This window comes from endosymbiont of Riftia pachyptila (vent Ph05) (assembly GCF_000224455.1).
Taxonomy (GTDB): Bacteria; Pseudomonadota; Gammaproteobacteria; order Chromatiales; family Chromatiaceae; genus Endoriftia; species Endoriftia persephonae.
The window spans coordinates 1-24014 of the sequence record NZ_AFOC01000055.1; the positions used below are offsets into that span (position 1 = coordinate 1).

The window sequence follows — 24014 nt, forward strand, 5'->3', positions numbered from 1 at the left end:
CAGAAGAGCCTCTTTTACCGCCGCTTCTACGGCAAGCCTTGCCGAATCAGGCTCCTGAATGCTTGCCTCGATTTCAACCGGTTCGTCTAGAGGAAGCTCTTCAACGTCGATCGTCTCATCTTCCAGAGGCGCCAGCTCGATCTCTTCACTGGATGACTCAAACAGATCGAACGATTCCNCGAACTTGGCTCTTCTAGCACCTCGCCCTGAGCCTCCGCCAACTCCTTTGTGGTTTCGCCCTCTGCGATTTCAAGCGTGCTCTTTGCTGCGGCGCTGGAGCGGCCATCGATCAGGGCGAAAGCCTGATCCATGACCGCAACCACATTCAGATCGGGCAAAACCGAGCGTTCCTGGCAGTCGATCAGCACCGGCAGCATCTGTTCGACATCGGCCAGAATGGAGAGTACTTCAGGTGTAACCTCGATGGTCTCGTCGATGATCCGGTTGAGCATATTCTCGACCGACCAGGCGAGCTCACCGATCATCTTGGCACCAACCAGACGACCGCTTCCTTTCAATGTATGGAAGGAGCGGCGGATGGTAATCAGGGCATCCTTATCATCAAAATTCCGACGCCAGCGCGGCAGATTTTCCTGGACCACCTCCAACTCTTCCCGTGCCTCTTCGACAAAGATCTCGAGGATCTCCGGGTCGATCTCTTCCAGCGCGGGCTTTTCCGCAGAGGGAATAATCTCGCGCGCCTTTTCCTCCTCTGTCAAAGGCGCATACAATCCTTCCGAATCGGGCTCCTCCTCTACAGGCCCTTCCTCAACCGCTTCCGCCTCTTCCTTCTGCTCCAGCTCAAACAACTCCTCAGGCTGAGACTGGGCTTCGCGTACGCTAGCAATTTCAACCACCGGGGCGGGAACGGGCTCCTCCTCCGGCATGCCCGGCACTTCTTGCACCAGCCCAGAGAGCGCAGTCCGCGCTATCTCTATGATCTCTTTGCGATCGCCCACACCGTCGACCAAGGCTTCGAGGAAATATTCGATGCTGCTGATCACGTCCGCCAGTGAGTTCAACTGCTGGCGGCCTGGAATCTGATGCCCCTGGATCAGATTTTTATGAATGAATTCAGTGGTGCGTCGCGCAATCTCTGCCGGTTCGGAAAAATCGAGCAGTTTTAGGGCGCCATAGACACGGGTGAATTGTCCAAAGACCTCTTCGAGAACCGCTGGATCATTGTCAGTTTCGGTGTAATTGACAATTGCCTCTTTTGCCTTGGCAATATCGATCTTGGCCTCTTTGACCGTCTGTTTGACCAGGCCTTCAAATTCACCGACTGGCAGCGTTTGCCCCCAGTTACTGCTTGAAGCCTCTACATCTTCAATCAGTTGCTGGCCGCTGTGGATGCCACTCAGCGAGGACTCCACAAACAGAATATCACCGGCCATCTCCATCAATTCGAACTCTTCCGGCTTGGAGGAGCGTTTGGCAAACGACTCGAGCTTTTCAGCCTGACGAATCAGCCGGGACCGCAATGCGCCCTGGCCGATCATTCCCAGGGTATCGGCCAAGCGCTGCATCGGCACCTGAAGGCGATCGAGCGTGCTGGGGTCTGCCTGCTCACCACGCATGAACAAGTCGAGGATATCTTTGACCTGTGTTAGCTCAGCGTAGATCGCCTCTCGCACCGAGTGGACCAGTTCGGCATTGGTACCGGTGAGGCTCTCCCGCCCCTTCGCCAGTGCCGATTCACTCGGCAACACGCCGCTCAGATTATAGGCCTCTTTTACCGCAAGCAGATGTGGATGTTGTGATTCAGCCCGCCCCACATAGTAGAGGAGGTTTTTGATCAGTTCGTGGGGGGGATCATCGACCAGTGCACGCTCACCCTGATCGATGATCAGCCTCAATTCGCGATCCAGCTTTCCTAGCAGTTGCTTGACTGCTACACCACCCTGGATGCTGCCCTCGATCAAACCCTGGATGACGGCTCCAGCCACCCACATCAGGCGATGCACTTGTTCGGTACCAGCCCCCCGCTCGAGCTCTTTGGCTACATCAAGCAGGTAACTCCAACCCTTTTCCAGGTTGAGTTTGCGATACCAGTTGAGCAACCCAAGATGGTACTTTTGGCGTACACGACGCACCAAGTCAGGGAGCTCGTCGTTCGGCTCTCCTGTAATGCGATCAGGTACCGCAACATTTTCCAGATCAGGATTGAAGAGTGCCGCTTCAGAGAGCAGGGGGGCATCACGCACGGCACGCAGGTCATTCAACAGGGGCAGCACGATGAGTGGGACATCTTCATCACCTGCCTGCAGCTTTTCCAGATAGTCCGGCAGCTGGATCAGTGCCAGCATCAGCGCTTCAGCAGCATCCTCATGCTGACGCACCTTCCTCTTGAACATGGCACGGGCAACCTGCTCCATCTCTTCTGCCAGCATTGCAGGGCCATAGGCCTCCACCATCTGCAAGACGCCGGCAATTTGATGGAGGCTCTCGGCACACAGCTGAAGCGATGCACCACTGCCAGCATCATCAACCTGCTCCTCCAACGCCCGACGGGCCTGACCGATCGTTGCATCGATCTCGTCTTTTACCCAGTTCAGCGCGCCGAAGTCACGGACATTGGTCATTCGCGTTCCTCACACTTCCATCACGAGCGATAGCGAAACTTGCTTGGAGCTAACAGCTAACTGCACTCAGTTTCGCGACGGGGCATCATCGCTCCATCAAGGCAAACGGAAACCGGCTACAGACTTCTGCAGCTCGTCTGACAAGTCGGCCAGCGCACCGATCGATGCCGCGGTTTGGCTAGTACCATCGGAGGTCTGCGTGGTGATCTCCTGGATCACGTTCATGGTGGCGTTTACACCTACTGCAGCTTCCGACTGCGCCTTGGCAGACTCCGCAATCTTACCGGTAAGGTCAGAGATATATTGAGATACGCTTTCGATCTCCATCAGAGCCTCACCGGCATCCTCTGCCAACTTCGCTCCTCTCACCACACCCGAAGTACTGGCTTCCATCGAGGTAACAGCCTCGTTGGTATCTGCCTGAATTGTTTTAACCAGTGCCTCAATCTGCTTTGTTGCGTTAATCGAACGTTCTGCAAGACGCTGGACCTCGTCCGCAACCACCGCAAAACCACGACCCGCTTCACCGGCCATGGCTGCCTGCATGGCAGCGTTCAGTGCGAGGATATTGGTCTGATCTGCGATATCGTCGATCAGCTCCACAATATCACCGATTTCCTGAGAGCTCTCACCAAGACGCTTGATTCGCTTCGAGGTCTCCTGAATCTGTTCGCGAATCGCATCCATGCCCTGGATGGTATTACGTACGGTCTCGGCTCCGTTGCTTGCAATATCCACCGAGCGGAGGGCAACCTCTGCCGATTCGGCTGCATCATTCGACATCTGATCGATTGCTAAGGACATCGATTTGATGGCGTCATTGGCATCGGTTATCTGCTCCGCCTGATGGACACTTGCCTCGGCCAGATGCATGGCCGTAGCACGGGTCTCCTGGGTTGAGCTGGATACCTGCTCCGCGGTCTGGTTGATGGTGGTTACCAGCTCGCGCAACGCCTCGATTGCGTAGTTGATCGAGTCGGCGATCGCACCGGTAATATCCTCGGTTACGCTGGCCGTTACCGTCAGGTCACCATCAGCCAGATCACCCATCTCGTCGAGTAGACGCAGAATAGCCCGCTGGTTGCTCTCGTTTTGCTCCTTACTCGCCTCTTCCCGACGGCGTGCATCCAGTACCAACCGAAAACCAAGGATGATCAGGAAGGCCGCCGCTAAGCCACCAAAGGCAGCCACCATACCGGGGCCCGCCTTGACACCGAGAATCTCGATACGCCCGGGAGACTCGCCATACACCTTAATCAGGTTTTCGGTTGCCTCACTGGTTCTGTCCGAAATCTCATTCATGCTTGAGGCGGCTTCCAAGGCGGGCAACACTGCTGGAATATTTTCGATAATCTCATCAGCATGGTCACTCACCGTCCCAAACAGTGTGGCGATATCCCTCAACCGCTGCTCTGCAACTGGATCTGCCACCTTAGTAACCCCCAGATCAGGATCGCCCTCAAGAAGGCCATCGAGTACACGGCCGAACCGATCCGCATCCCGTGTAAATTGGTCGATCGCCGCTGCCGTTTGCTGCCCACCAGCCAGCACCAAGCTCACCTTCGCCTGGATACGTTCAGCCAACATCCGCTGCTCGGAAGCGATAAAGATCTGCTGCGGAGACGCATTTTTCTCGATCAACACCTGCGCAACCTCTTCTGAGAGTTCCTGCAATTGGGGAACAAATTCAGAAATCACACCGATGAACTCACCGATCGCCAGAATTGGCTCTTGTGCGGCTAGGATTTCGTCCGCATTCTGACGCAGTTCCAGCCAGGCATTTTCCACCTTTCGCAAAGGAAGCATGACCTGCACCGGTGACCCCGGCAGGTCGTCGGCCTCTGAGCCATTTTTCAACTCCGTCATTACGGTTTCGAACTGGTCACGGGCTGATCGTAGAGGTGCAAATGCCTGGCGGTCGCCCCGTGCAGCAGAGATCGCAAATTTGGCGATCCGCTGCGCCAACACTCGCTGCTCAGCTGTGCGCAACAGATACTGTTCCTCGTAACTTTCCTGCTGCGTCGTATGGATAAACGTCACAAGCCCCAAAAATACAGAAGCAATCAGGAGCACAGTTAACACCGTCAAGGCCCTTTTCGACGGCAAGCCTCCGCCCACACCTCTTACCTTCATTGCCATGTCTCCTGAAAGCTCATATATGCCCGTAAATCAATTAATGTCTAAACCGTTTAATTCTATCTGGCCGCAACCTGGAATGCCGGATCATCCGCCAGACTGGAGAGACTGAAAACCGGCAGGGTCTTCCCCTCTTGACGAAATCCGAACTGGACATAACTACTCAGATTTTCACCAATTCCGCGGACCTCAATCAGATCCTCTTCCGAAAAATGGCGCATACCAACCATCTCCCCAACCAACACGCCGGTAGTCATCTGCGGGCCACTGAAGACCAACACCCGGCTTCTTCTGCCCCGAGCGGTCCTCTCTCCGGTAAGAAACGACTGTAAATCAACAATGGGAACCAGGTTTCCGCGAATATTCGCCAGCCCCAACATCCACGACTTAGTGCCGGGCACAGTGGTGAGCGTTGTAGGAAAATTAAGAATTTCTCTGATCTCAGAAAGCGGAGCAACCATGCTCAGTTTCCCGAGGGAAAACAACACGCCTTCCCAAGCAGACTGCACCTTGTCTTGTTGTGGCAGGGCCAACGTATTCCCATGGCTACGTTGTTCAATCACCTGCAATAACTGGACAAGCTCCTCCGGTGTATCCAACTGCCAGTTAACCATAGTCTTTAGGGAGCCTCTAAACGAATCATGGACGGCAGTCTTGCGGTCCAAATTCCCCGCTGCTGCGTCGTACCCCAAGGGCATTTCCCGCGGGGCAAAATCTAGACAATAGGCCGGCTATTACGCCATACGGGGATGTGCAAGTGCCGCGTCGACAGGATGTCGCTAAGCGACCCTGAGATTTCTGTCTTACAGCGAAAAATTCAGCCTCACAATTCTGTCCGCCCAGATTCATTCAGAGGCCCCTTAGCGATCAAGCACATTGCGAATCTTTGTGATCAACTCTGCAGGTGCAACTGGCTTCACCAGATAATCAGTGGCTCCCTGCCTCATCCCCCAGCTTTTATCTGTCTCCTGATCCTTGGTCGTTACCATGATGACAGGAATCGCTGAAGTGCTCTGATCTTTACTTAATTGTCGTGTTGCCTGAAAACCATTCAGAACCGGCATTACCACATCCATCAAGATCAAGGAAGGACGGATACGCTTGGCCATCGCAACGCCTTCCTGACCATCATTCGCCACTTCAGTGCGGTAACCGTGCTTCTCGAGGATCTTCTTCAAAACATGGACTTCGGTAGGAGAATCGTCAACGATCAGAACCGTCACCCCACCCGAAGATACTGCTTCGCGGTTCACATCCGAGCTCTCGTCTGTCCCTTTGCGAAAAAATCTCTTAATCATGGGTCTTGTGCGCCAGATAGTCATCAACAAACAAACCGCACGAGATGCGGCATAATCACCTACTTCTCACCTACCCCTGCCAAAAACATCCAAGCAATCAAGCCGCTTTATTTGCATAGCGCCTAATGGCACCCAGCAACTCATCTTTGGTAAACGGCTTTGTCAAATACTGCTCAGAACCGACGATGCGTCCTCGCGCCCGGTCAAACAACCCATCCTTACTCGACAGCATGATGACCGGGATATTCTTATATACTTCGTTATGTTTGATTAATGCACAGGTCTGATATCCATCAAGCCTTGGCATCATGATATCAACAAAAATAACATCGGGGTGATGATCCGCGATCAAAGCAAGCGCATCGAAGCCATCAACCGCTGTCATGACCTCGCATCCCACTTTTTTTAGAAGACTCTCAGCAGTGCGTCGAATGGTCTTGCTATCGTCAATAACCATTACTTTTACACCTGAGATATCCGTCTCCGTATCTTCAGCACTCACCGTACAATCCTCACTTGCAGTGCCCTAGAAGTGGACTTGTGACAATCTATTTCTGCGGGACAACAACTGTCAATCCCCACAACTGCCACATCTGCATACCACCTCGATAATAGTAGATTTTATCAGCCGGATAACCGACTCCAAGCAACCCCTTAATGGCTCTGGGAGACTGCCCACAGGCGGGACCATTACACCAGACGATCAAATCCTTAGCATTGCTAAAATCCCACTTTTCTGTCTTCAGCTTACCGTCAAAAAAACCCACCTTTTCCATCTTCTGGGTAAAGAAACCAACATTACCGCGCCGTTTCACACCAAACCTCTGCAACGCTTCAATCATCTCCTGATTTTCAGCATCCCCAGAAAGCACAGTGAACGGTATGTTTATCGACCCTGGAATAGTACCCCGCCTGAACCATTGTGAAGTACGAGCATCAATAAGCAACCCCTTGCCGTCTCTCAGTTCATTTTCCATGAACTCAAAGACCTCAACCTCACCGACAGTCTTCACGCGAGGATCAACTTCAATGGGATGGATACAGAATGGCGGACATTTTCGTGCAGTCTTTGCAAAGTAGCCCTTGAGCACATAGTCAGGATCCTGCACTCGTTGCACTTTGATAGAGCGCCCATCATGCATTACGTGCAGATAGAGCTTGTCAGCGGTCAGACTGATCTTGCCACCTTTACCAACTTCGAGTTCAGCAGCGGAAACGGGACCAAGCAGACAAATAGACAAGGCCAGAAAAAAGTGCTCTGACAAAGAGAGATTTCATGCTTTTCCTCAGAATCCAATTATTCGTTATCAGGACAGACTTCACTGGATAAAACATAGCTTTGCAACGCAAATCCTCACCGCTTCAGGAATCGGTCCATGATCTTCTTTCGAATATCACTGATTGCAGCACCATCCCTGTAATCTTGAAATACCTCCTCCTGGCTCGCCGGGGGGAGTTTCATGTAGAAAGTGTAACTCCCCACATATCGAGACTTAAGGTCAGCCTCAAACTCCTCCTGACTTGCTCCTTCGATCGCCACCTCGGAAGCAGCGCTCTCTCCTACGGCATCAGGTTTTGCCCGGTCCAACTTCTCCGCTTCCAGTGAAATTTCAGAGAGGTATGAATCCTCCTCAGCCCCGACCACAGCCCCAAAAACAGGGACCATCAGAAGGAAAAACAACCCCAAAGACCTCAAAAACCGCTTCACCAAACCGCCCCGACTGCTGGTTTGTGTCGGCATATCACACCTCTTTGGTTTATAGAGTTCAGAATATAGCCCACAACTCAGCATCAAAGACAGTGAACCATCTGTTATTCTCGGCTGAATCCATCCTAGCCACCGGAGCTAACCGGGTCCGTGAAAATAGCAAGATGTGCGTTCGTCATCAAGGCTACACGCGGGCTCCTTCGAAATGAAGGAACAAATACCCTAAGCGTGACATATAGCAGACTTTGGTTACTTTTCTTGGGCATATGCGTCAAATCAAAACCACACCAATAATCTTGCCGACGCACCCACTGGACAGATCCAAATCCCCTTAAAACAGAGCCACACACACAGTAGACTGTAGTTATGAATACAACCCTCGGCGTCATCATGGACCCAATCGAGTCCATCAAGGTCCAGAAAGACAGCACCTTCGCCATGCTGCTCGCTGCACAGCATAGAGGCTGGGAACTCCTCTACATGGAACAGGGCGACCTTCGCTTTCTGACGGAGTCACCTATGCCCGCATGCGCCCGCTAAGGGTACGCGACAACGCCAGCAACTGGTACCAACTTGGCGACCAGCGGCAGGCACCACTCGATTCACTCGATGTGGTACTGATGCGCAAGGATCCCCCGTTTGACATGGAGTACATCTACACCACCTACCTGTTGGAGCAGGCAGAACACCGCGGCTGCCTGGTAGTCAACCGTCCGCAAGCGCTACGGGATGCCAATGAAAAGCTCTTTACCAGCGAATTCAACGACTGCACTCCGCCCACCTTGGTCAGCCGGAGCGCCGCTGAGATCCGCAGCTTCCTCGACCAACACCAGGACATCATCCTCAAACCCCTTGGCGGCATGGGTGGCGCCTCCGTCTTCCGGGTGCGCCGCGACGACCCCAACACCAGCGTCATCATCGAAACCCTGACCCTGCACGGCACCCAGTTCACCATGGCACAGCAATTCATCCCTGAGATCAGCGCTGGTGACAAGCGTATCCTGATGATCGATGGCGAAGCCGTCCCGTACGCTCTGGCGCGCATTCCGGCCAAGGGGGAGACCCGCGGCAACCTAGCGGCGGCGGCAGAGGCGAAGGTCAACCCCTCTCCGAGCGGGACCAGTGGATCGCCGCCCAAGTCGGCCCCGAGCTGAAGCGTCGCGGCATCCTGTTCGCCGGCCTTGACGTAATCGGCGACTACCTCACCGAGATCAACGTCACCAGCCCCACCTGCATCCGCGAGCTGGACCGTCAGTTCAACCTCGACATCGCCGGCGACCTGATGGATAGGATCGCGGAGCGACTGCAGTGACCCGCAGCCTGCTGCTTGCGCTGCTGCTGGCACTCGCCAGCAGCGGCTGCAGCGAACCACAGCCGGTCCATCACAACCGCTTCCTCGCCTTCGGCACCCTGGTCGATCTCGACATCAGCGGCGTCAGCCAGCAGGCGGCAGAGCAGGCCACCGCCGCCATCCAGGCCGACTTCGACTACATGCACCACGCCTGGCACGCTTGGGACCCCGGCCCGCTCGGCTACGTCAATCGCATGATCCGCACTGGCGAACCATTTGCCGTACCACCCTCGGTGCTACCGCTGATCGAGATCGGCCAGCGGCTATCGCAACAGAGCGAACAGCTATTCGATCCAGCCATCGGTCAGCTGATCGAGCTATGGGGTTTCCACAGAAAAAAGGAGCCGCCCCAGCCACCCGACGAGACAACCATTCAGGCCCTGCTCGACGCCCGCCCCAGCATCACCGACCTCAAACTCAACGGCATCACCCTGCAGAGTGACAACCCCCAGGTGAAGCTCGACTTCGGCGCCTTCGGCAAAGGCTACGGCATCGATCTGGCGATCGACCACCTGCGCCAACTGGGCATCCGCAATGCCATCGTCAACGCCGGCGGCGATCTGCGTGCAATCGGCAATCACGGCGACCGACCCTGGCGCATCGCCATCCGCGACCCCTCGGGTGAAGGAGTGTTCGCGGTGATTGAGATCGACAACGACGAGAGCGTCTTCACATCCGGCGACTACGAGCGCAACTTCGTCTACCAGGGCCGCCGCTACCACCACATTATCGACCCGCGCAACGGCTATCCCGCCACCGGCAGCCGCTCGGTCACCGTCATTCACACTGATGCCACCACCGCCGATGCCGCCGCCACTGCGCTGTTTATCGCAGGCCCCAGGGATTGGTACCGCATCGCCCGCTCAATGAGGCTAAAATACGTATTGCTTGTCGACGACTTGGGCGAACTCCACATGAGCCCCGCCATGGCACAACGAATCGAACTAACCAATCCAAACTTGCAGATCCAACTCAGCGAAGCACTCTGACCTCACCCATGCACTCTGCCGTCCTCCAACCCCATACCGACCGACTTGGCATCACCCTGTTCGCCGCCGCCTGCCTGCACGCGTTCATCATTCTGGGGATCCAGTTCAATTTTCAGGACTACAAAAAGCCGGACCATCGCCAGCAGAGCCTGGAAGTCACCGTGATCCGCCCGAACCTCGACAAACAGCGTCCGGAGGAGGAGAAACCCGACTTCCTCGCCCCCGTCAGCCAGGCAGGCGGCGGCGAGACCGACCTGCCGAAGCGCCCCTCGGTGGAGTCGGCAGAGAGCCCGATCCCCACCTCCAAACCCTCCCCCACTCGCAGCTCCGTGATGGCACCCCCGCCGGCACCACCGCAGCCAGCCAAGCAGCAGGTGATCGCAGCCCCGCAGGCCGAACGCAAACTGCAGGTCGAACAGCCCACTCCGAAACCGACACCGCGCCCCACCGCCGCCCAGTTGCTCTCCAGCAAGACCCTGGAGATCGCCCGCCTCACCGCCGAGCTGGAAGAGAAGACCCAGGCCTACGCCAAGCGCACCAAACGCCGCGCCATCAGCGCCAGCACCAAGGAGTACAAGTATGCCGCCTATCTGGATGCCTGGCGGCGCAAGGTCGAGCGCATCGGCAACCTCAACTATCCGGATGCAGCAAAACGCCAGCAACTCTACGGCAACCTGGTACTGCACGTAGCGGTACGCGCCGACGGCACCATCGAGAAGGTCCGCGTGCTCCACTCCTCAGGCCACAAGATCCTTGACGATGCAGCGATCCGTATCGTACGCCTCGCCGCCCCCTACTCCCCATTTCCCAGCAACATCCGCGAAGAGATCGACGTGCTCGACATCACCCGCACCTGGCAGTTCCTGCGCAGCAACCGCCTCGGCACAGAGTAACGCCGGTTGCAGCCGCTCCGTCCCCGCCGGATACTATAGCCATGACGCCCAATACCGACCTCACCAACCACTTCCTCATCGCCATGCCCGCGCTGGCCGACCCCAACTTCCATCACACCGTCACCTATCTGTGTGAACACCACCAGAACGGTGCCATGGGGATCGTGGTCAATCGCCCACTGGAACTGCAGCTGGGCGACATCTTCCAACAGCTCGAACTGAGCTGCAGCGACCCGCAGACCAACCAACAACCCGTCTACGTCGGCGGTCCGGTACAGAGCGACCGGGGCTTCGTGCTGCATGAATCGGGACGCAGCTGGAAGTCCACATTGAAGGTTACCGATGCCATCAGCGTCACCACTTCGATGGACATCCTCGAGGCAATCGCCGCCGGCGACGGGCCAGACAAGATCCTCATCGCTCTGGGTTACGCCGGCTGGGGTGATGGCCAACTGGAGGATGAACTGGCGAACAACGCTTGGCTGAGCGGCCCGGCGGATGAAGAAATCATCTTCCGCCTCCCCAGCGAGAGCCGCTGGCAGGCCGCCGCCGACCTGCTCGGCATCGACCTCAACCTGCTCAGCAGCGACGCCGGCCACGCATGACGCTGCTGGGCTTCGATTTCGGCACACGCAAGATCGGTGTCGCGGTGGGCCAGACTGTCAGCGGCACCGCCAGCGCCCTGGAGACCCTGCTGCCGGTCCGGCAGAAGATCGACTGGCAGCGCATCGGCGAACTGATCAAAGAGTGGCAGCCCGACGCGCTGGTAGTCGGCCTGCCACTCGACCTGGACGACAGCGAAACCGACGCCACCCAGCCCGCGCTGCGCTTCTCCCGCCAGCTCGAGGGGCGTTTTCACCTCAAGGTCCACCTGGCCGACGAGCGCCTCACCTCGATGGAGGCGCGCAGCCGCATCGGCCATCGCGCCAAACGCCTGGAAGATTACGACGCCGAAGCGGCCAAATTGATCCTCGAGACCTGGCTCAGCGAACAGTGAGCCACACCACCCGAAACAAAAAAGATTCAGACAGAGAGCAGCCCAATCGATGCAAATAAAGAAGTTCATGGACGCCGACGCGGTGGAGTCACTGATCGACGTGATGGCCGGCAAGCTCTGGAGCCTGCTCAATGAGCGGGGTATCGATGCACCGATGATGATCGGCATCCGCACCGGCGGCGTCTGGCTGGCGCAGCAGCTGCACCAGGAGCTCGGCCTGCAAGAACCGCTCGGAACCCTCGACATCTCCTTCTACCGGGATGACTTCACTCAGATCGGCATGAATCCTGAGGTGCACCCCTCCGACCTGCCGCTGCCGGTGGATGGCCGCCACATCATCCTCATCGACGATGTGCTGCACACCGGCCGCACCATCCGCGCCGCGCTTAATGAGATCTTCGACTACGGCCGCCCGGCCTCGATAATCCTCGCCACCCTGGTGGAGCGCAGCGGCCGCGAACTGCCGATCGAGGCCGACGTGGTCGGGCTTCGCCCCACCCTCGCCGCCGACCAACACATCACCCTCACCGGTCCAAGCCCACTCGGCCTGGTGATCGGCAGCCGTTCCAACCGCAGCTCGCGCAATGGCGACACAGGAGAGGCCCGATGAGCCGTCACACGCCCAACCTGCAGCTAGATGAGCAGGGCCACCTACTGCACTTTCTCACCATCGACGGCCTGCGCCGTGAGCTGCTGACCGAGATCCTCGACACCGCCGAAGGCTTCACCGGGGTCTCTGAGCGTACAATAAAGAAGGTGCCACTGTGCCGCGGCAAGACCGTCGCCAACCTCTTCTTCGAGACCAGCACCCGCACCCGCACTACCTTTGAACTGGCCGAGAAGCGCCTCTCCGCTGACGTGCTCAACCTCAACATCAGCGCCTCCGCCACCTCCAAGGGCGAAACCCTACTCGACACCCTGCGCAACCTGGAGGCGATGCACATGGACATGTTTGTGGTGCGTCACGCCGACAGCGGCGCCGCCCACTTCATCGCCCAGCACGCCACCCCCGGAGTGGGAGTGATCAACGCCGGCGACGGCCGCCACGCCCACCCCACCCAGGCGATGCTCGACATGTTCACCATCCGCCGCCACAAGAGAGAATTCGTCGGCCTGCGGGTAGCGATCGTCGGCGACATCCTGCACTCGCGGGTGGCCCGCTCACAGATCCTCGCCCTCAACACCCTCGGCGTCTCCGAGGTGCGGGTGATCGCCCCCCGGACCCTGCTGCCCCACGATGCCCGCAAGCTCGGCGTGCATGTCTATCACGACTTGCAGGAGGGGATCCGTGACGTCGACGTGATCATCATGCTACGGCTGCAGCGGGAGCGCATGCAGGGCGCACTGCTGCCCAGCGAGCACGAATATTTTCAGCTCTACGGCCTCACCGACGAGCGCCTGGAGGCAGCCGACTCAGAGGCGATCGTGAATGCACCCTGGGCCGATCAACCGTGGCGTGGAGATGGACTCACTGGTGGCCGACGGACCACGTTCGGTAATCCTGCAACAGGTCAGCTACGGCATCGCCATCCGCATGGCTGTAATCTCAATGATCATCGGCCGTCAGAACCTACAGGCCCAGGCTTAACCAGATGAACAACAGCAACACCATCAGCATCCTCAATGGCCGTCTAATCGACCCGGCCCACGGTATCGACGCGACCCAGGATCTGCACATCGGCAATGGCAAGGTGCTCTCGCTGGGAGCGCCTCCCGAGGGCTTCAGCGCCGACACCAGCATCGACGCCAGTGACAAGATCGTCTGCCCCGGCCTGATCGATCTCTGCGCCAACCTGCGCCAACCCGGCGCCGAACACAAGGCGACCATCGCCAGCGAAACTGCAGCGGCAGCAGCTGGCGGTATCACCACCCTCTGCTGCCCCCCCGACACCCTACCGGTGATCGACACCCAGGCGGTAGCGGAGCAGATTCAGAGGCTGGCCCGGGCCGCCGGCCACTGCCGTCTGCTGCCCCAGGGGGCGCAGACCAAGGGGCTGGAGGGCAGCCAGCTGAGCGAGATGGCGGCACTCAAGCGAGCCGGCTGCTGCGCTGTGAGCAACGCCTACACGCCTTTGCTCAACACCCTGGTGCAACGGCGCGCACTGGAATACGCCGCCACCTTCAATATCCTCACCATCATCCGCCCCCAGGACGAGCATCTCGCCAACCAGGGCTGCGTACATGAGGGTAAGGTGGCCGATCGGCTCGGCCTGCCCGGCATCCCCGAGGCGGCGGAGACGGTGGCCATCGCACGGGATCTGGCGCTGGCGGAACATGCCAAGGCACGCATCCACTTCCACGCTATTTCCTCTGCCCGTGGCAGCAACATGCTGGCCCGCGCCTGCTTCGGCAAGCAGCAGGTGAGCGCCGACGTGGCGATCCACCAGCTGTTTCTCACCGAGATGGATGTGGAGAGCTTCGACAGCAACGCCCACGTGATCCCGCCGCTGCGCACCAGCGGCGACCGGGACGGACTGCGTCAGGCACTCGCCGACAACCTACTGTCGGCGATCTGCTCCGACCATCAGCCCCATGAGCCAGACGCCAAAGCCGCCCCCTTCCCGGCCACCGAACCGGGCATTTCAGGGCTCGACACCCTGCTCTCCCTGACTCTGAAACTGGTCGAGGAGAGAGTGCTCGATCTGCCTGACGCGATCGCCCGCCTCACCAGCGGGCCGGCGAAGATCCTCGATCTGCCTTTCGGGCAGCTCGCCGTCGGCGCCAGCGCAGACATCTGCATCTTCGATCCGCAGCAGCGCTGGACGGTGCGGTCTGATCAGCTGTTGAGCCAAGGCAAAAACAGCCCGTTCATCGGCTGGGACCTGCCCGGTAGAGTCAGCCACACCCTGCTCGAAGGACGTATCGTCTACACTGCGGAGCCGACCTAAGCCGCCGCCCATTTCGAACCATGAGCCAGACCATGAATAGACCACACCGCGACAGCCTGTTTCTTGAGCAGGCCGAGATCCTCTCCCATGAGGCCTTCGAGGGCGACCAGTTTATCCTGCGCCTGCAGGCCCCAAAGTGCGCCGCGCGCGCTCAGCCCGGCAGCTTCGTCCATCTGCAGTGCGATCCGCTGCAGCCGATGCGCCGGCCGATCTCACTCATGCGGGTGTCGGCCAGGGAAGGCTGGGTGGAACTCCTCTACAAAGCGGTCGGACAAGGCACCCGGTTGCTGTCACTGCGCCAACGCGGCGAATCACTCAGTCTGCTGGGGCCCATCGGGGTACCGTTCAGACCCGATCCGGATCGTTCCCTGCCACTGTTGATCGGCGGCGGCGTAGGCATGCCGCCGATGGTGTTTCTCGCCGACACCCTGCGTAGCGACAAGAGCAAGAAACCCTTTGTCATCCTCGGCTCCGAAGTGCCTTTCCCGTTCCAGCCACAACCTTCGCAACTGCTGATGCCGCAGCTGCCCGAAGGCGTGATCGCCGCAATGCCACTGCTCGATGACTGGGGCATTCCCAACCGCCTCACCAGCCAGCAAGACTTTCCCGGCTGTCACCAGGGCTATGTCACCGAGCTGGCGCGCCACTGGCTCGACGCGCTGGATGCCGATCAGCGGGATCAGGTGGAGATCTTCTCCTGCGGCCCGCACCCGATGCTGGAGGCGGTCGCCACCCTGGCAAAAGAGTTCGAGCTGCCCTGTCAGGTCTCGCTGGAAGAGTTCATGGCCTGCGGTGTCGGTGGCTGTGCTGGCTGCGTGGTAGAGCTAGAGACCCCGGCCGGCCCAGCAATGAAGCGGGTCTGTGTCGACGGCCCGGTGTTCGATGCCCGCCAGGTGTTTGTCTGAGCGGTAAAGCCCCCATCATCCCCATGCTTTGCCTCCAGCCACAGCCGCTATAATCGGCAGCATTGAGAAATCCAGACCAGGCAATGCTATGAATACAGAGAGCCGCATCAAAGAGAAACTCCAGAGCGCCTTCCAACCGCTTCACTTGGAGGTAACAAATGAGAGCCACATGCACAACGTGCCGCCCGGCTCTGAATCCCACTTCAAGGTGGTGCTGGTCAGCAGTCAGTTTGAAGGTGAACGCCTGATCGGGCGTCACCGGGCGGTCAACAAGGCCCTCGTCGAGGAGTTGCAGGCCGGAGTGCATGCTCTGGCACTGCACCCCCTGACCCCGGAGGAGTGGTTCAGCAAGGGGGGCACCAGCCCCGACTCTCCGGAGTGCCTCGGCGGGTCGAAGGCGTCGTCTGACAGCTGAACTATGTGGGGACGTCTGTTTGGCATGAAAGCCCTCAATCGTAGCCCCGATGAGCAGACCCGAATCGATCAAGCCTGTCGCAGCCTGGCACTCTACCAGACCAACAGCTGCCCCTATTGCGTCACTGTGCGCCGCACCATCAAAAAGCTGCAGCTGAAGATCGAACTGCGCGACATTCAGCGCAATCCTGTCTGGCGCCAAGAGTTGATGCAGGGCGGCGGCATGACACAGGTGCCCTGTCTGCGCATCGAAGCAGCTGACGGGCGGGTGCAGTGGATGTATGAGTCTGCCGACATCAAACGCTATCTGAGGCAGCATTTTTCCAGCTGACAGCTCTCGCAGTGAAACAAAAGCGGCGGCAAACGAGCGCCGCTCTGGTACAAAATCGCCTCTTAGCTGTCGAAAAACCTTACACCGCCCGCCGCACATCAATCTAAGTCATTGATTTTTGGTACCCATGAATCTGGCATCAGATATGCTACGTATCTTCTGTAAAGCGGAGAAAAACGCTGAGGAGAGGTCCCATGAGAACTCCAGAACTACAACCCATCGAGGCCATCAAGACTAAACTGGCCAACGAAGAGCGCCAACGGATTCGCCGCGGCATCCTCAGCCAGCTGATCCTGGCGCGTCAAAACCGCCACTTTCACGGCACCTATGGGGTCAGCGATAACAACCGGCATGCTGGTTTCTTGCCCGCTTTTCAGGACCTTAGCAGCGGCAGCTGGATTATCTCCCAGTTTGCCGACGGCCGACCGGCCCCGATGCACCTGCTCGACGGCCTGCCGCAGGAGTGGATCTGCCGACGCGACCAGAGCGGTCGCGCACTCAGCACCCGGGAGGGGATAGTCGCCGGCTTTGTACGTGACGGAATTTTTTACACTCGCGAGGCAGCTGTTCAGGCTGCCGCTCATTGAGATTGCTGCTACCGGCCTCCCCTCAGGCCTCTCTATCGAAGCAGTTCAGGGTAAGCCGGAATACCACCGGCCCCAGCAGCACCAGCGCGATCAGGTTGGGGATCGCCATCAGCGCGTTCAGGGTGTCGGCCAACAACCAGACAAAAGCCAGCTTCACCGTCGCCCCAAGCGGGATCGCCACCACCCAGAGGATACGAAACGGCAGGATCGCCTTCACCCCGAACAGATATTCCACGCAACGTTCGCCGTAGACACTCCAACCGATGATGGTGGTGAAGGCGAAGATCATCAGGCCGAAGGTCACCACCCACTCACCCACCCCAGGCAACCCCGCAGCAAAGGCGGCGGAGGAGAGCGCCGCGCCTTGGGCGCCGCTACTCCACTCGCCGGTCATCACGATCACCAGTGCGGTGATGGTGCAGAGCACCAGAGTATCGATAAAGGTACCGAGCATCGCGATGGAGCCCTGCCGTACCGGATCATCGGTCTTGGCAGCGGCATGGGCGATGGGGGCAGAGCCAAGACCCGCCTCGTTGGAGAAGATTCCGCGCGCCACCCCCATCTGGATCGCCACCATCACCGCTGACCCGGCAAAACCGCCGGTGGCTGCAGTGGAGGTGAAGGCCTGACTGACGATCAGGCCGAGCGCCGCCGGCAGCTCGGTAATATTTGCCAGGATCACCAGCAGGCCACCCGCCAGATAGGCCAGCGCCATCATCGGCACCAGCTTACCCGCCACCTGGGCGATACGACGGATGCCGCCGATCAGCACCAGAAACACCAGCACCGCCATCACAATGCCGACGACCAACTTGTCGAAACCCAGATTGGTGGAGACCGCATCCGCCACCGAGTTGGCCTGCACCATGTTGCCGATGCCAAAGCCGGCGATCGCACCAAAGATGGCAAACGCCGTACCAAGCCAGGTCCAGTGTTCGCCCAAGCCATTTTTGATGTAGTACATCGGACCGCCCACATGGTTGCCCTGCTCATCCACCTCGCGGTATTTCACTGCCAGCACCGCCTCAGCGTACTTGGTGGCCATACCGACCAGCGCAGTGCACCACATCCAGAACACTGCCCCCGGGCCGCCCAGAGCAATCGCGGTTCCCACCCCGGCAATATTGCCGGTACCAATGGTAGCGGAGAGCGAGGTCATCAGGGCGTTGAAGGGGCTGATCTCACCCTTTCCCGTCCCCCTGCGTCCCTGCCAGAGCATGCGAAAGCCGTACCCCAACTTGCGCAGCGGCATCAGTTTCAGGCCCAGGGTCAGAAAGACACCGGTTCCCAGAATAAGCAGCAGCATCAACGGCCCCCAGACAATGCCGTTGACGCTGCTTACCAGTGCGCTTAGTGTCTCCACATCCTCTCTCCTAAATCTTCAGGCCGATTTTTGATTATTCATAACTGTTGACGGAACCAACGCCATACATAGCCACGTCACTGCCCACAAACTATCAGCGTTGCTTGACAACAATCAATGCCCGGTAGACTCTAAAACCTTGATAATCTTGAGAACTGCGATTGCGAATTCAGGGGGCACCACCATGTCAGTCTGTCGAAACCTCAAGGGATTTACCCGCGAACACGAACATCTTGCTGACTTTTGCTCCCTGATGTCGGTCGCCCTACTGTTTGGCACACTCTATGTTGGGGTCAGCTACCACACCCCGATCATGACCTGGATGGGCGAGAATATGCTGCTTCGGATACCGCTGTTCATCGTCACCATCCTGCTCGATCTGTTCCTGATGTTCCTGTTCCTCAACCTTGGCTCCGCCCGCTCTGCAGACGATGACGAAAGCTGTTTCCACACCTTCAAAGGGCGTAGGGGGGATGCCGGTTCTATCGGCAAGATGTTCAGCGGCTGGCTGCACCACATGGAGCAGGTCGGACGCAGACATCGCTGACCTCAGCCCCGCCCAACCGAACAGTCGGATGTTCAAACTCACTCACTGGCGCCTGCCGCTCCTGCTTGCGCTGCTGCTCTCGATGCTCAGCGGCTGCGCCTCTATGGCCACTAACTCGCTCGCCACCAATCTGTCGAGCGCCATGCTCAATCAGAGCGACCCGGAGATCGTACGCAGCGGCGCCCCCGCCTACCTGCTGCTGCTCGACTCTCTAATCACTGAATCGAACGATGATCCAGTCCTACTGTTTGCTGGCGCACGACTCTACAGCGCCTATGGCAGCGGCCTGGTGAAAGACCCGGAACGTCAGAAGGGGCTGGCGCAGAAGGCGCTCGACTACGCCAGCCGCGGCCTCTGCGACTCCCAACCAGGACTCTGCGAAAAACGCTCTGCCCCATTCAGCGAGTTTCAGGCCGAAGTCGCACAGATCGGCATCTCCGATATCGAAGGCCTTTATCTGATGGCCACCACTTGGGCCGGCTGGATCCAGGCCCATCAGGACGACTGGAACGCGGTGGCGCAATTGCCCAAAGTCGAGACGCTGCTGCAGCGGGTCATCAACATAAAACCGGGTTACGAACAGGGTCGTGCTCAGCTCTATCTGGGGGTCATCCGATCGCAGGTCCCACCGGCGCTGGGTGGCAATCCTGAGATTGGCCGGCGACACTTCGAACAGGCCCTGAAATATTCAGAAGGGCGCGACCTTATTGCCAAGGTCGAGTTTGCCCGCCGCTATGCCCGCCTGGTGTTCAATCAAGCACTACACGACCGCCTGCTCAACGAGGTGATCGCCGCCGACCCCCAGGCCCCAGGGCTGACCCTGAGCAACGTCATCGCCCAAAGACAGGCCCGGGAGCTGCTGGCTGATGACTACTTTTGATCAATCGTAGCCCCCCCCTGAAACCAGCATCAGCGCCACACGCAGTGCAATTGACACAAAAATGCACCCACACGAGATAGTACTGCCAGGCGAAAGCATCTACCTTTCTACCTGCGTTAAACAACAGATCCGGAGTCCACGATGATCCGCGCGATACTTGCGCTCTTTTTCAGCCTCAGCCTGCTGACCACCGCCAACGCCACCACCCTCAAGATCGCCACCATCGCGCCGGATGGCACTAGCTGGATGAAGACCATGCGCGCAGCGGCCAAACAGATCAAAACGCGCACCGAGGGGCGGGTCAAACTGCGCTTCTACCCCGGTGGCGTGATGGGCAATGACCAGAGCGTGCTGCGCAAGATCCGTGTCAACCAGCTCCACGGTGGCGCCATCTCCGGTGGAGGCCTGACCCAGATCTCCTCGGATGCACAACTCTACGGACTGCCGTTTCTGTTCCGTAACCTGCAGGAGGTGGACCATGTGCGTCAGTCGATGGATCCTTTGATCGCCGAGTCGCTCCATGCCAAGGGTTTTGCCAGCTACGGCATCAGTGAGGGCGGCTTTGCCTATCTGTTGTCCAACAGCCCGGTACGCAACACGCAGGAGCTCAAATCACAACGGATCTGGATCCCCGAGACCGATCAAGTCAGCAGCAACGCCTTCAGCGAACTTGGCATATCGCCGATCCCCCTGCCGCTCACCGATGTCCTGACCGGCCTGCAGACCGGCCTCATCGACACCATTGCCTCCTCACCGATCGGCGCGATTGCACTGCAGTGGCACACCCGGGTGAAATACCTCACCGATATCCCGCTCTCCTATCTCTATGGCAGTCTGGTGATCAAAGAGAAGGCGCTGAAGAAGCTCTCCAGTGCCGACCGGGCCATCCTCAGAGAGGAGATGCTCAAGGCATTCGCGTCGCTGAACACATCCAACCGCAGCGATAACAAACAGGCCAAGGCCGCCCTCAAACAACAAGGCATTGAATTCATCCAGCCGGACCCGGCGGACCGCGCCCTGTGGGAGCAGAAAGCCGCCAATTCCGTCACTCAGGCCGTCCAGGATGGGGCACTCTCAAAATCGCTATTCGAACAGTTGCGGCAACTGATCACAGCATACCGCCGCTCGCACCCCAACTAGGGTTCAGTGTTGCAGGTCTTCAATCTCTTCGATCACGCCTCAGCCAACGGCTCTCAGGAGCGTTTCGAGACCCTGTTGCGCTGCCCCAACCTGGAGCTGGAGCGTATCATCAGCCCCGCCGGCAGCCGCAGCGAGCTGTTTGTTCAGGAGCAGGACGAGTGGGTGGCGGTGATCCAGGGAGAGGCACTGCTGGAGATGGCGGGTGAACAACTCACGCTGTCGCGCGGCGACTCGCTTTTCATCCCGGCCCACACACCCCATCAGGTGCTGCAGACCAGCCAGGATCCCCTCTGCATCTGGCTGGCGCTGCATATCCACTCCTGCCCCCCGCTATCCAGCACCTAAGGGCTGAACTATCCGTATTCCTATCGGGATCTGTCTGTAAAACGCGTATACTGCTGCCATCATGCTGGAACAATTGAAACGGATCCGACGCACAATCCTCGCCATCGAGGACGGCCTGATGGCACTGCTGCTCTCCGCGATGATCCTGCTCGCGGTGGCGCAGATCGCGCTACGCAACCTGTTCGACTCCGGCATCATCTGGGCCGATCCAAGCCTACGCATAATGGTGCTCTGGATCACCCTACTCGGTGCGCTGGCGGCCGCCCGCGAGGACCGCCACATCCGCATCGATCTGCTCTCCCACATCTTCAAAGGACGTGGCCTAGCCTATCTGCAGGCAGCCACCGACCTGTTCAGCGCCGCCGTCTGCAGCCTGATCGCCTGGCACGGTGGCCGCTTCGTCTGGTTCGAATGGCAGGATGGCACAAAGCTGTTCAACGGCATTCCCGCCTGGGCCGGCGAGATCATTATCCCGATCGGTTTTGGCGTGTTGACACTGCGTTTTCTGCTGAACCTGCCGCTGCGCTTTCGCAACGGGGAGTGGCAGTGATGCTGATCGCTCTCGGACTGATCCTGCTAGCGCTGATCGGCACCCCGCTGTTCGTGATCATCGGCGCCAGCGCCCTGTGGGGCTTCTACCAGTCAGAGATCGACCTGTCAGTAGTGGCGATCGAGTTCTTCCGCATCGCCGAGATGCCGGTGTTGCTGGCGATCCCACTCTTTACCTTCGCCGGTTATCTGCTCAGTGAGAGCAACGCCCCCTACCGGCTGGTGCGCCTGACCCGCGCCCTGCTCGGCTGGATGCCCGGCGGGCTGGCCTTTGTCTCATTGATCGCCTGCGCGCTGTTCACCGCCTTCACCGGCGCCTCCGGCGTAACCATCGTGGCGCTGGGCGCACTGCTCTATCCGGCCCTGATGGAGTCGGGCTACAAACAGAACTTCAGCCTCGGCCTGGTCACCACCTCCGGCAGCCTGGGACTGCTGTTCGCGCCGGCGCTGCCGCTGATCCTCTACGCGGTGGTAGCGCAGCAGATGGGCATCGGCGTATCGGTCTCGGTGGATGACATGTTCCTCGCCGGCATTCTGCCCGGCCTGCTGATGCTGGTGCTGCTGGTCGGCTGGAGCCTCTGGTCGAGCCGCGGCGCCACGCTGCATCCCTTCTCCCGGGTTGAGGCACTGGATGCGATGCGCAAGGCGATCTGGGAGATCCCGCTGCCGATCATCGTGCTCGGCGGGGTCTACAGCGGCTACTTCGCGATCTCCGAGGCGGCCGCAGTCACCGCCTTCTATGTGCTGGTGGTAGAGGTCTTCATCCATCAGGAGATCCCGTTGCGCAAGCTGCCCGGGGTGATGCGCGAGTCGATGTTGCTGGTGGGCGGCATCCTGGTGATCCTGGGCTTGTCGCTCGCCTCCACTAACTACCTGATCGACGCCGAGATCCCCACCCAGCTGTTCGAGTGGGTCAGTGCGAGAGTCTCTGATCCGCTCACCTTCCTGATGCTGCTCAACGTCTTTCTGCTGGTGCTCGGCACCATGCTCGATATCTTCTCCGCGCTGGTGTTGATGGTGCCTCTGCTGTTGCCGGTGGCGGTGCAGTACGGCATCGACCCGGTGCATCTGGGCATCATCTTCCTCGCCAATATGCAGATCGGCTACTTCACCCCGCCGGTGGGGATGAATCTGTTCATCGCCAGCTACCGCTTCAAGCGTCCGATCATACAGATCTATCTGGCCACCCTGCCCTGGTTCTTCATCCTGTTCGGCGCGGTACTGATCATCACTTACTGGCCGTTCCTCTCCCTCGCCCTGCTCGGGCGTGGCTGAGCAATGAAGCCGGACACCACCACTGCGATGCATCAGCTGATCAGGCAGATCCGCGCGGCGACCCCCTTCGATCTGGCCGAGGCACGGATCTGCGACGGCCCCTGCAATGGCTGCTCATTGAAGCTGCTCGACTACCTGGAGAGTGAGCTGGAAGGTTGGCAGGCACGACTCGACCAGGGCGTGCGCCCCAACTTCGGCGACCTCTCCCAGCTGGCCGACAGCGGCCGCAAGATCCACCGCATCCTGCAGCGCAATGGCCTGCTGGATAGCGCCCCCACCGACCCCACCTAACCCATCACTGCACGCTGATACGCCTGCAGTAAATCAGAATCGGCAATCGATCCATGATGGTGGAGCTGACGCCAGCCATCCCGGTTCCGGCGATAGATGCCCGCCTTCCCCTGGGCGGAGATCAGCCGGCAAAGAGTCGCCAGACTGACCTCAGCTGCGCTCGGTCGGCTGGTCCGGATCATCCATTAGGGCCTGCTCGCCAGTCATCCCTGAGATGGGTGTGACCAGTTCTCGCTGGAAGCGATCTGCAAACTCAAACCCGGCCAGCCCCAACATGATCAAGCCAGCACCGATCCCGACCGAGAGATCGAGTGCTTCACCGTTGAAGTAGTGGCCTAGCAGCAGCGCCAATACCGGTGTCATCAGCGCGATCAGAGCCACCCGGGTCGCCTCCACATGCCGCAGCACGTAGAAGTAGAGGGCAAAACCGAGCACCGAGCCGATCACGCCCAGGTAGAGAATTGCGCTGAGCGCCCGCCCAGGAATGGTCTCGGGCCACTGTTCGCCGGTCAGAAACCAGGTGAGCAGAAACAGCGGTACCGCCA

26 protein-coding genes and 2 pseudogenes are annotated in these 24014 nt (G+C 58.9%); 19 read left to right on the top strand and 9 right to left on the bottom strand.

The genetic code is table 11. The features are described 5' to 3' along the window. Nucleotides 1–86: 86 nt before the first annotated feature. The 7 genes from RIFP1SYM_RS09725 to RIFP1SYM_RS09755 all read right to left on the bottom strand — a co-directional run bounded on the left by RIFP1SYM_RS09725 (nucleotide 87) and on the right by RIFP1SYM_RS09755 (nucleotide 7757). Nucleotides 87–2582 carry an Hpt domain-containing protein gene (locus RIFP1SYM_RS09725; protein WP_005963186.1) on the bottom strand — a complete coding sequence of 832 codons (2496 nt, stop codon included), beginning with the start codon at nucleotides 2580–2582 and terminating at the stop codon, nucleotides 87–89. Nucleotides 2583–2678: 96 nt separating this feature from the next. Then, on the bottom strand, nucleotides 2679–4721 hold the full coding sequence (locus RIFP1SYM_RS09730; RefSeq protein ID WP_005963188.1) for a methyl-accepting chemotaxis protein: 2043 nt from the start codon (nucleotides 4719–4721) through the stop codon (nucleotides 2679–2681). A gap of 56 nt (nucleotides 4722–4777) precedes the next feature. Continuing rightward, complete coding sequence (locus RIFP1SYM_RS09735; protein ID WP_240991742.1) at nucleotides 4778–5383, bottom strand: chemotaxis protein CheW; 606 nt, start codon at nucleotides 5381–5383, stop codon at nucleotides 4778–4780. Between the two features lie 195 nt (nucleotides 5384–5578). Further along, the gene (locus RIFP1SYM_RS09740; protein WP_269747089.1) at nucleotides 5579–5971 is read right to left on the bottom strand and encodes a response regulator; all 393 of its coding nucleotides are present in this window, start codon (nucleotides 5969–5971) and stop codon (nucleotides 5579–5581) included. 142 nt (nucleotides 5972–6113) lie between these two features. Further along, nucleotides 6114–6473 (bottom strand): response regulator, encoded by a 360-nt coding sequence (locus RIFP1SYM_RS09745; RefSeq protein ID WP_050798746.1) that lies wholly within the window; start codon nucleotides 6471–6473, stop codon nucleotides 6114–6116. A 91-nt stretch (nucleotides 6474–6564) separates the two neighbouring features. Then, nucleotides 6565–7281: a rhodanese-like domain-containing protein gene (locus RIFP1SYM_RS09750; RefSeq protein WP_005963196.1), complete on the bottom strand. Its 717-nt coding sequence runs from the start codon at nucleotides 7279–7281 to the stop codon at nucleotides 6565–6567. A gap of 89 nt (nucleotides 7282–7370) precedes the next feature. Then, nucleotides 7371–7757 carry a hypothetical protein gene (locus RIFP1SYM_RS09755; protein ID WP_039960219.1) on the bottom strand — a complete coding sequence of 129 codons (387 nt, stop codon included), beginning with the start codon at nucleotides 7755–7757 and terminating at the stop codon, nucleotides 7371–7373. Nucleotides 7758–8090: 333 nt separating this feature from the next. Between RIFP1SYM_RS09755 and gshB the strand changes: the two are divergent. The 12 genes and pseudogenes from gshB (at nucleotide 8091) to RIFP1SYM_RS09815 (ending at nucleotide 17079) form a co-directional block, all read left to right on the top strand. Further along, nucleotides 8091–9036: pseudogene (gene gshB / locus RIFP1SYM_RS09760) on the top strand (glutathione synthase). After that, complete coding sequence (locus RIFP1SYM_RS09765) at nucleotides 9033–10064, top strand: FAD:protein FMN transferase (RefSeq protein ID WP_005963201.1); 1032 nt, start codon at nucleotides 9033–9035, stop codon at nucleotides 10062–10064. Before gshB ends, RIFP1SYM_RS09765 begins: the two are co-directional and overlap by 4 nt. 8 nt (nucleotides 10065–10072) lie before the next feature. Next, nucleotides 10073–10957, top strand: coding sequence for an energy transducer TonB (locus RIFP1SYM_RS09770; protein WP_005963203.1), 885 nt, complete (start codon nucleotides 10073–10075; stop codon nucleotides 10955–10957). A 41-nt stretch (nucleotides 10958–10998) separates the two neighbouring features. Beyond that, nucleotides 10999–11562: a YqgE/AlgH family protein gene (locus tag RIFP1SYM_RS09775; protein ID WP_005963206.1), complete on the top strand. Its 564-nt coding sequence runs from the start codon at nucleotides 10999–11001 to the stop codon at nucleotides 11560–11562. Next, nucleotides 11559–11954 (top strand): Holliday junction resolvase RuvX, encoded by a 396-nt coding sequence (ruvX, locus tag RIFP1SYM_RS09780; protein WP_005963208.1) that lies wholly within the window; start codon nucleotides 11559–11561, stop codon nucleotides 11952–11954. Before RIFP1SYM_RS09775 ends, ruvX begins: the two co-directional genes overlap by 4 nt. A 49-nt stretch (nucleotides 11955–12003) precedes the next feature. Further along, nucleotides 12004–12564 carry a bifunctional pyr operon transcriptional regulator/uracil phosphoribosyltransferase PyrR gene (gene pyrR / locus RIFP1SYM_RS09785; RefSeq protein WP_005963210.1) on the top strand — a complete coding sequence of 187 codons (561 nt, stop codon included), beginning with the start codon at nucleotides 12004–12006 and terminating at the stop codon, nucleotides 12562–12564. Continuing rightward, a pseudogene (locus tag RIFP1SYM_RS09790) lies at nucleotides 12561–13542 on the top strand (aspartate carbamoyltransferase catalytic subunit). Before pyrR ends, RIFP1SYM_RS09790 begins: the two are co-directional and overlap by 4 nt. A 4-nt stretch (nucleotides 13543–13546) precedes the next feature. After that, nucleotides 13547–14842 carry a dihydroorotase gene (locus tag RIFP1SYM_RS09795; protein WP_005963214.1) on the top strand — a complete coding sequence of 432 codons (1296 nt, stop codon included), beginning with the start codon at nucleotides 13547–13549 and terminating at the stop codon, nucleotides 14840–14842. Between the two features lie 32 nt (nucleotides 14843–14874). Then, the gene (locus tag RIFP1SYM_RS09800; protein ID WP_039960229.1) at nucleotides 14875–15747 is read left to right on the top strand and encodes a dihydroorotate dehydrogenase electron transfer subunit; all 873 of its coding nucleotides are present in this window, start codon (nucleotides 14875–14877) and stop codon (nucleotides 15745–15747) included. An 88-nt stretch (nucleotides 15748–15835) separates the two neighbouring features. Next, nucleotides 15836–16162, top strand: coding sequence for a BolA family protein (locus tag RIFP1SYM_RS09805; RefSeq protein WP_039960220.1), 327 nt, complete (start codon nucleotides 15836–15838; stop codon nucleotides 16160–16162). Nucleotides 16163–16186: 24 nt separating this feature from the next. Then, on the top strand, nucleotides 16187–16492 hold the full coding sequence (locus RIFP1SYM_RS09810; protein ID WP_240991744.1) for a glutaredoxin family protein: 306 nt from the start codon (nucleotides 16187–16189) through the stop codon (nucleotides 16490–16492). A gap of 194 nt (nucleotides 16493–16686) precedes the next feature. Next, the gene (locus RIFP1SYM_RS09815) at nucleotides 16687–17079 is read left to right on the top strand and encodes a hypothetical protein (protein ID WP_005963222.1); all 393 of its coding nucleotides are present in this window, start codon (nucleotides 16687–16689) and stop codon (nucleotides 17077–17079) included. A gap of 22 nt (nucleotides 17080–17101) precedes the next feature. On the opposite strand, the gene RIFP1SYM_RS09820 is transcribed toward RIFP1SYM_RS09815, so the two are convergent. Further along, entirely contained in the window at nucleotides 17102–18385 is a 1284-nt protein-coding gene (locus RIFP1SYM_RS09820; protein ID WP_440870423.1) for an alanine/glycine:cation symporter family protein, read from the bottom strand. Between the two features lie 241 nt (nucleotides 18386–18626). On the opposite strand from RIFP1SYM_RS09820, the gene RIFP1SYM_RS09825 reads away from it, so the two are divergent. The 7 genes from RIFP1SYM_RS09825 (at nucleotide 18627) to RIFP1SYM_RS09855 (ending at nucleotide 23469) form a co-directional block, all read left to right on the top strand. Beyond that, entirely contained in the window at nucleotides 18627–18989 is a 363-nt protein-coding gene (locus RIFP1SYM_RS09825) for a hypothetical protein (RefSeq protein ID WP_006475718.1), read from the top strand. A gap of 28 nt (nucleotides 18990–19017) precedes the next feature. Next, nucleotides 19018–19869, top strand: coding sequence for a TRAP transporter TatT component family protein (locus RIFP1SYM_RS09830; protein ID WP_005963227.1), 852 nt, complete (start codon nucleotides 19018–19020; stop codon nucleotides 19867–19869). Nucleotides 19870–20010: 141 nt separating this feature from the next. Beyond that, nucleotides 20011–21009 (top strand): TRAP transporter substrate-binding protein, encoded by a 999-nt coding sequence (locus RIFP1SYM_RS09835; protein WP_005963228.1) that lies wholly within the window; start codon nucleotides 20011–20013, stop codon nucleotides 21007–21009. A gap of 6 nt (nucleotides 21010–21015) precedes the next feature. Further along, on the top strand, nucleotides 21016–21354 hold the full coding sequence (locus RIFP1SYM_RS09840) for a cupin domain-containing protein (protein ID WP_005963230.1): 339 nt from the start codon (nucleotides 21016–21018) through the stop codon (nucleotides 21352–21354). Between the two features lie 61 nt (nucleotides 21355–21415). Continuing rightward, nucleotides 21416–21904, top strand: a complete 489-nt coding sequence (locus RIFP1SYM_RS09845) for a TRAP transporter small permease (protein ID WP_005963232.1) — start codon at nucleotides 21416–21418, stop codon at nucleotides 21902–21904. Continuing rightward, nucleotides 21904–23178, top strand: coding sequence for a TRAP transporter large permease (locus RIFP1SYM_RS09850; RefSeq protein WP_039960222.1), 1275 nt, complete (start codon nucleotides 21904–21906; stop codon nucleotides 23176–23178). The genes RIFP1SYM_RS09845 and RIFP1SYM_RS09850 overlap by 1 nt, the downstream gene beginning before the upstream one ends. A gap of 3 nt (nucleotides 23179–23181) precedes the next feature. Next, complete coding sequence (locus RIFP1SYM_RS09855) at nucleotides 23182–23469, top strand: hypothetical protein (RefSeq protein WP_005963236.1); 288 nt, start codon at nucleotides 23182–23184, stop codon at nucleotides 23467–23469. Between the two features lie 150 nt (nucleotides 23470–23619). Here RIFP1SYM_RS09855 and RIFP1SYM_RS09865 read toward each other — a convergent pair. Then, on the bottom strand, nucleotides 23620–24014 hold a 395-nt coding region (locus RIFP1SYM_RS09865), incomplete at its 5' end, for a DMT family transporter (protein ID WP_039960224.1).

Excerpts from the sequence above, each read along its gene's own strand:
- RIFP1SYM_RS09825 (WP_006475718.1), top strand. The coding sequence starts at position 18,627 with ATGTCAGTCTGTCGAAACCTCAAGGGATTTACCCGCGAACACGAACAT.
- ruvX (WP_005963208.1), top strand. The coding sequence starts at position 11,559 with ATGACGCTGCTGGGCTTCGATTTCGGCACACGCAAGATCGGTGTCGCG.
- RIFP1SYM_RS09730 (WP_005963188.1), bottom strand. The coding sequence starts at position 4,721 with ATGGCAATGAAGGTAAGAGGTGTGGGCGGAGGCTTGCCGTCGAAAAGG.
- RIFP1SYM_RS09810 (WP_240991744.1), top strand. The coding sequence starts at position 16,187 with ATGAAAGCCCTCAATCGTAGCCCCGATGAGCAGACCCGAATCGATCAA.
- RIFP1SYM_RS09770 (WP_005963203.1), top strand. The coding sequence starts at position 10,073 with ATGCACTCTGCCGTCCTCCAACCCCATACCGACCGACTTGGCATCACC.
- RIFP1SYM_RS09835 (WP_005963228.1), top strand. The coding sequence starts at position 20,011 with ATGATCCGCGCGATACTTGCGCTCTTTTTCAGCCTCAGCCTGCTGACC.
- pyrR (WP_005963210.1), top strand. The coding sequence starts at position 12,004 with ATGCAAATAAAGAAGTTCATGGACGCCGACGCGGTGGAGTCACTGATC.
- RIFP1SYM_RS09755 (WP_039960219.1), bottom strand. The coding sequence starts at position 7,757 with ATGCCGACACAAACCAGCAGTCGGGGCGGTTTGGTGAAGCGGTTTTTG.
- RIFP1SYM_RS09805 (WP_039960220.1), top strand. The coding sequence starts at position 15,836 with ATGAATACAGAGAGCCGCATCAAAGAGAAACTCCAGAGCGCCTTCCAA.
- RIFP1SYM_RS09815 (WP_005963222.1), top strand. The coding sequence starts at position 16,687 with ATGAGAACTCCAGAACTACAACCCATCGAGGCCATCAAGACTAAACTG.
- RIFP1SYM_RS09775 (WP_005963206.1), top strand. The coding sequence starts at position 10,999 with ATGACGCCCAATACCGACCTCACCAACCACTTCCTCATCGCCATGCCC.
- RIFP1SYM_RS09745 (WP_050798746.1), bottom strand. The coding sequence starts at position 6,473 with ATGGTTATTGACGATAGCAAGACCATTCGACGCACTGCTGAGAGTCTT.
- RIFP1SYM_RS09795 (WP_005963214.1), top strand. The coding sequence starts at position 13,547 with ATGAACAACAGCAACACCATCAGCATCCTCAATGGCCGTCTAATCGAC.
- RIFP1SYM_RS09845 (WP_005963232.1), top strand. The coding sequence starts at position 21,416 with ATGCTGGAACAATTGAAACGGATCCGACGCACAATCCTCGCCATCGAG.
- RIFP1SYM_RS09800 (WP_039960229.1), top strand. The coding sequence starts at position 14,875 with ATGAATAGACCACACCGCGACAGCCTGTTTCTTGAGCAGGCCGAGATC.
- RIFP1SYM_RS09830 (WP_005963227.1), top strand. The coding sequence starts at position 19,018 with ATGTTCAAACTCACTCACTGGCGCCTGCCGCTCCTGCTTGCGCTGCTG.
- RIFP1SYM_RS09850 (WP_039960222.1), top strand. The coding sequence starts at position 21,904 with ATGCTGATCGCTCTCGGACTGATCCTGCTAGCGCTGATCGGCACCCCG.
- RIFP1SYM_RS09855 (WP_005963236.1), top strand. The coding sequence starts at position 23,182 with ATGAAGCCGGACACCACCACTGCGATGCATCAGCTGATCAGGCAGATC.
- RIFP1SYM_RS09820 (WP_440870423.1), bottom strand. The coding sequence starts at position 18,385 with ATGCTGCTGCTTATTCTGGGAACCGGTGTCTTTCTGACCCTGGGCCTG.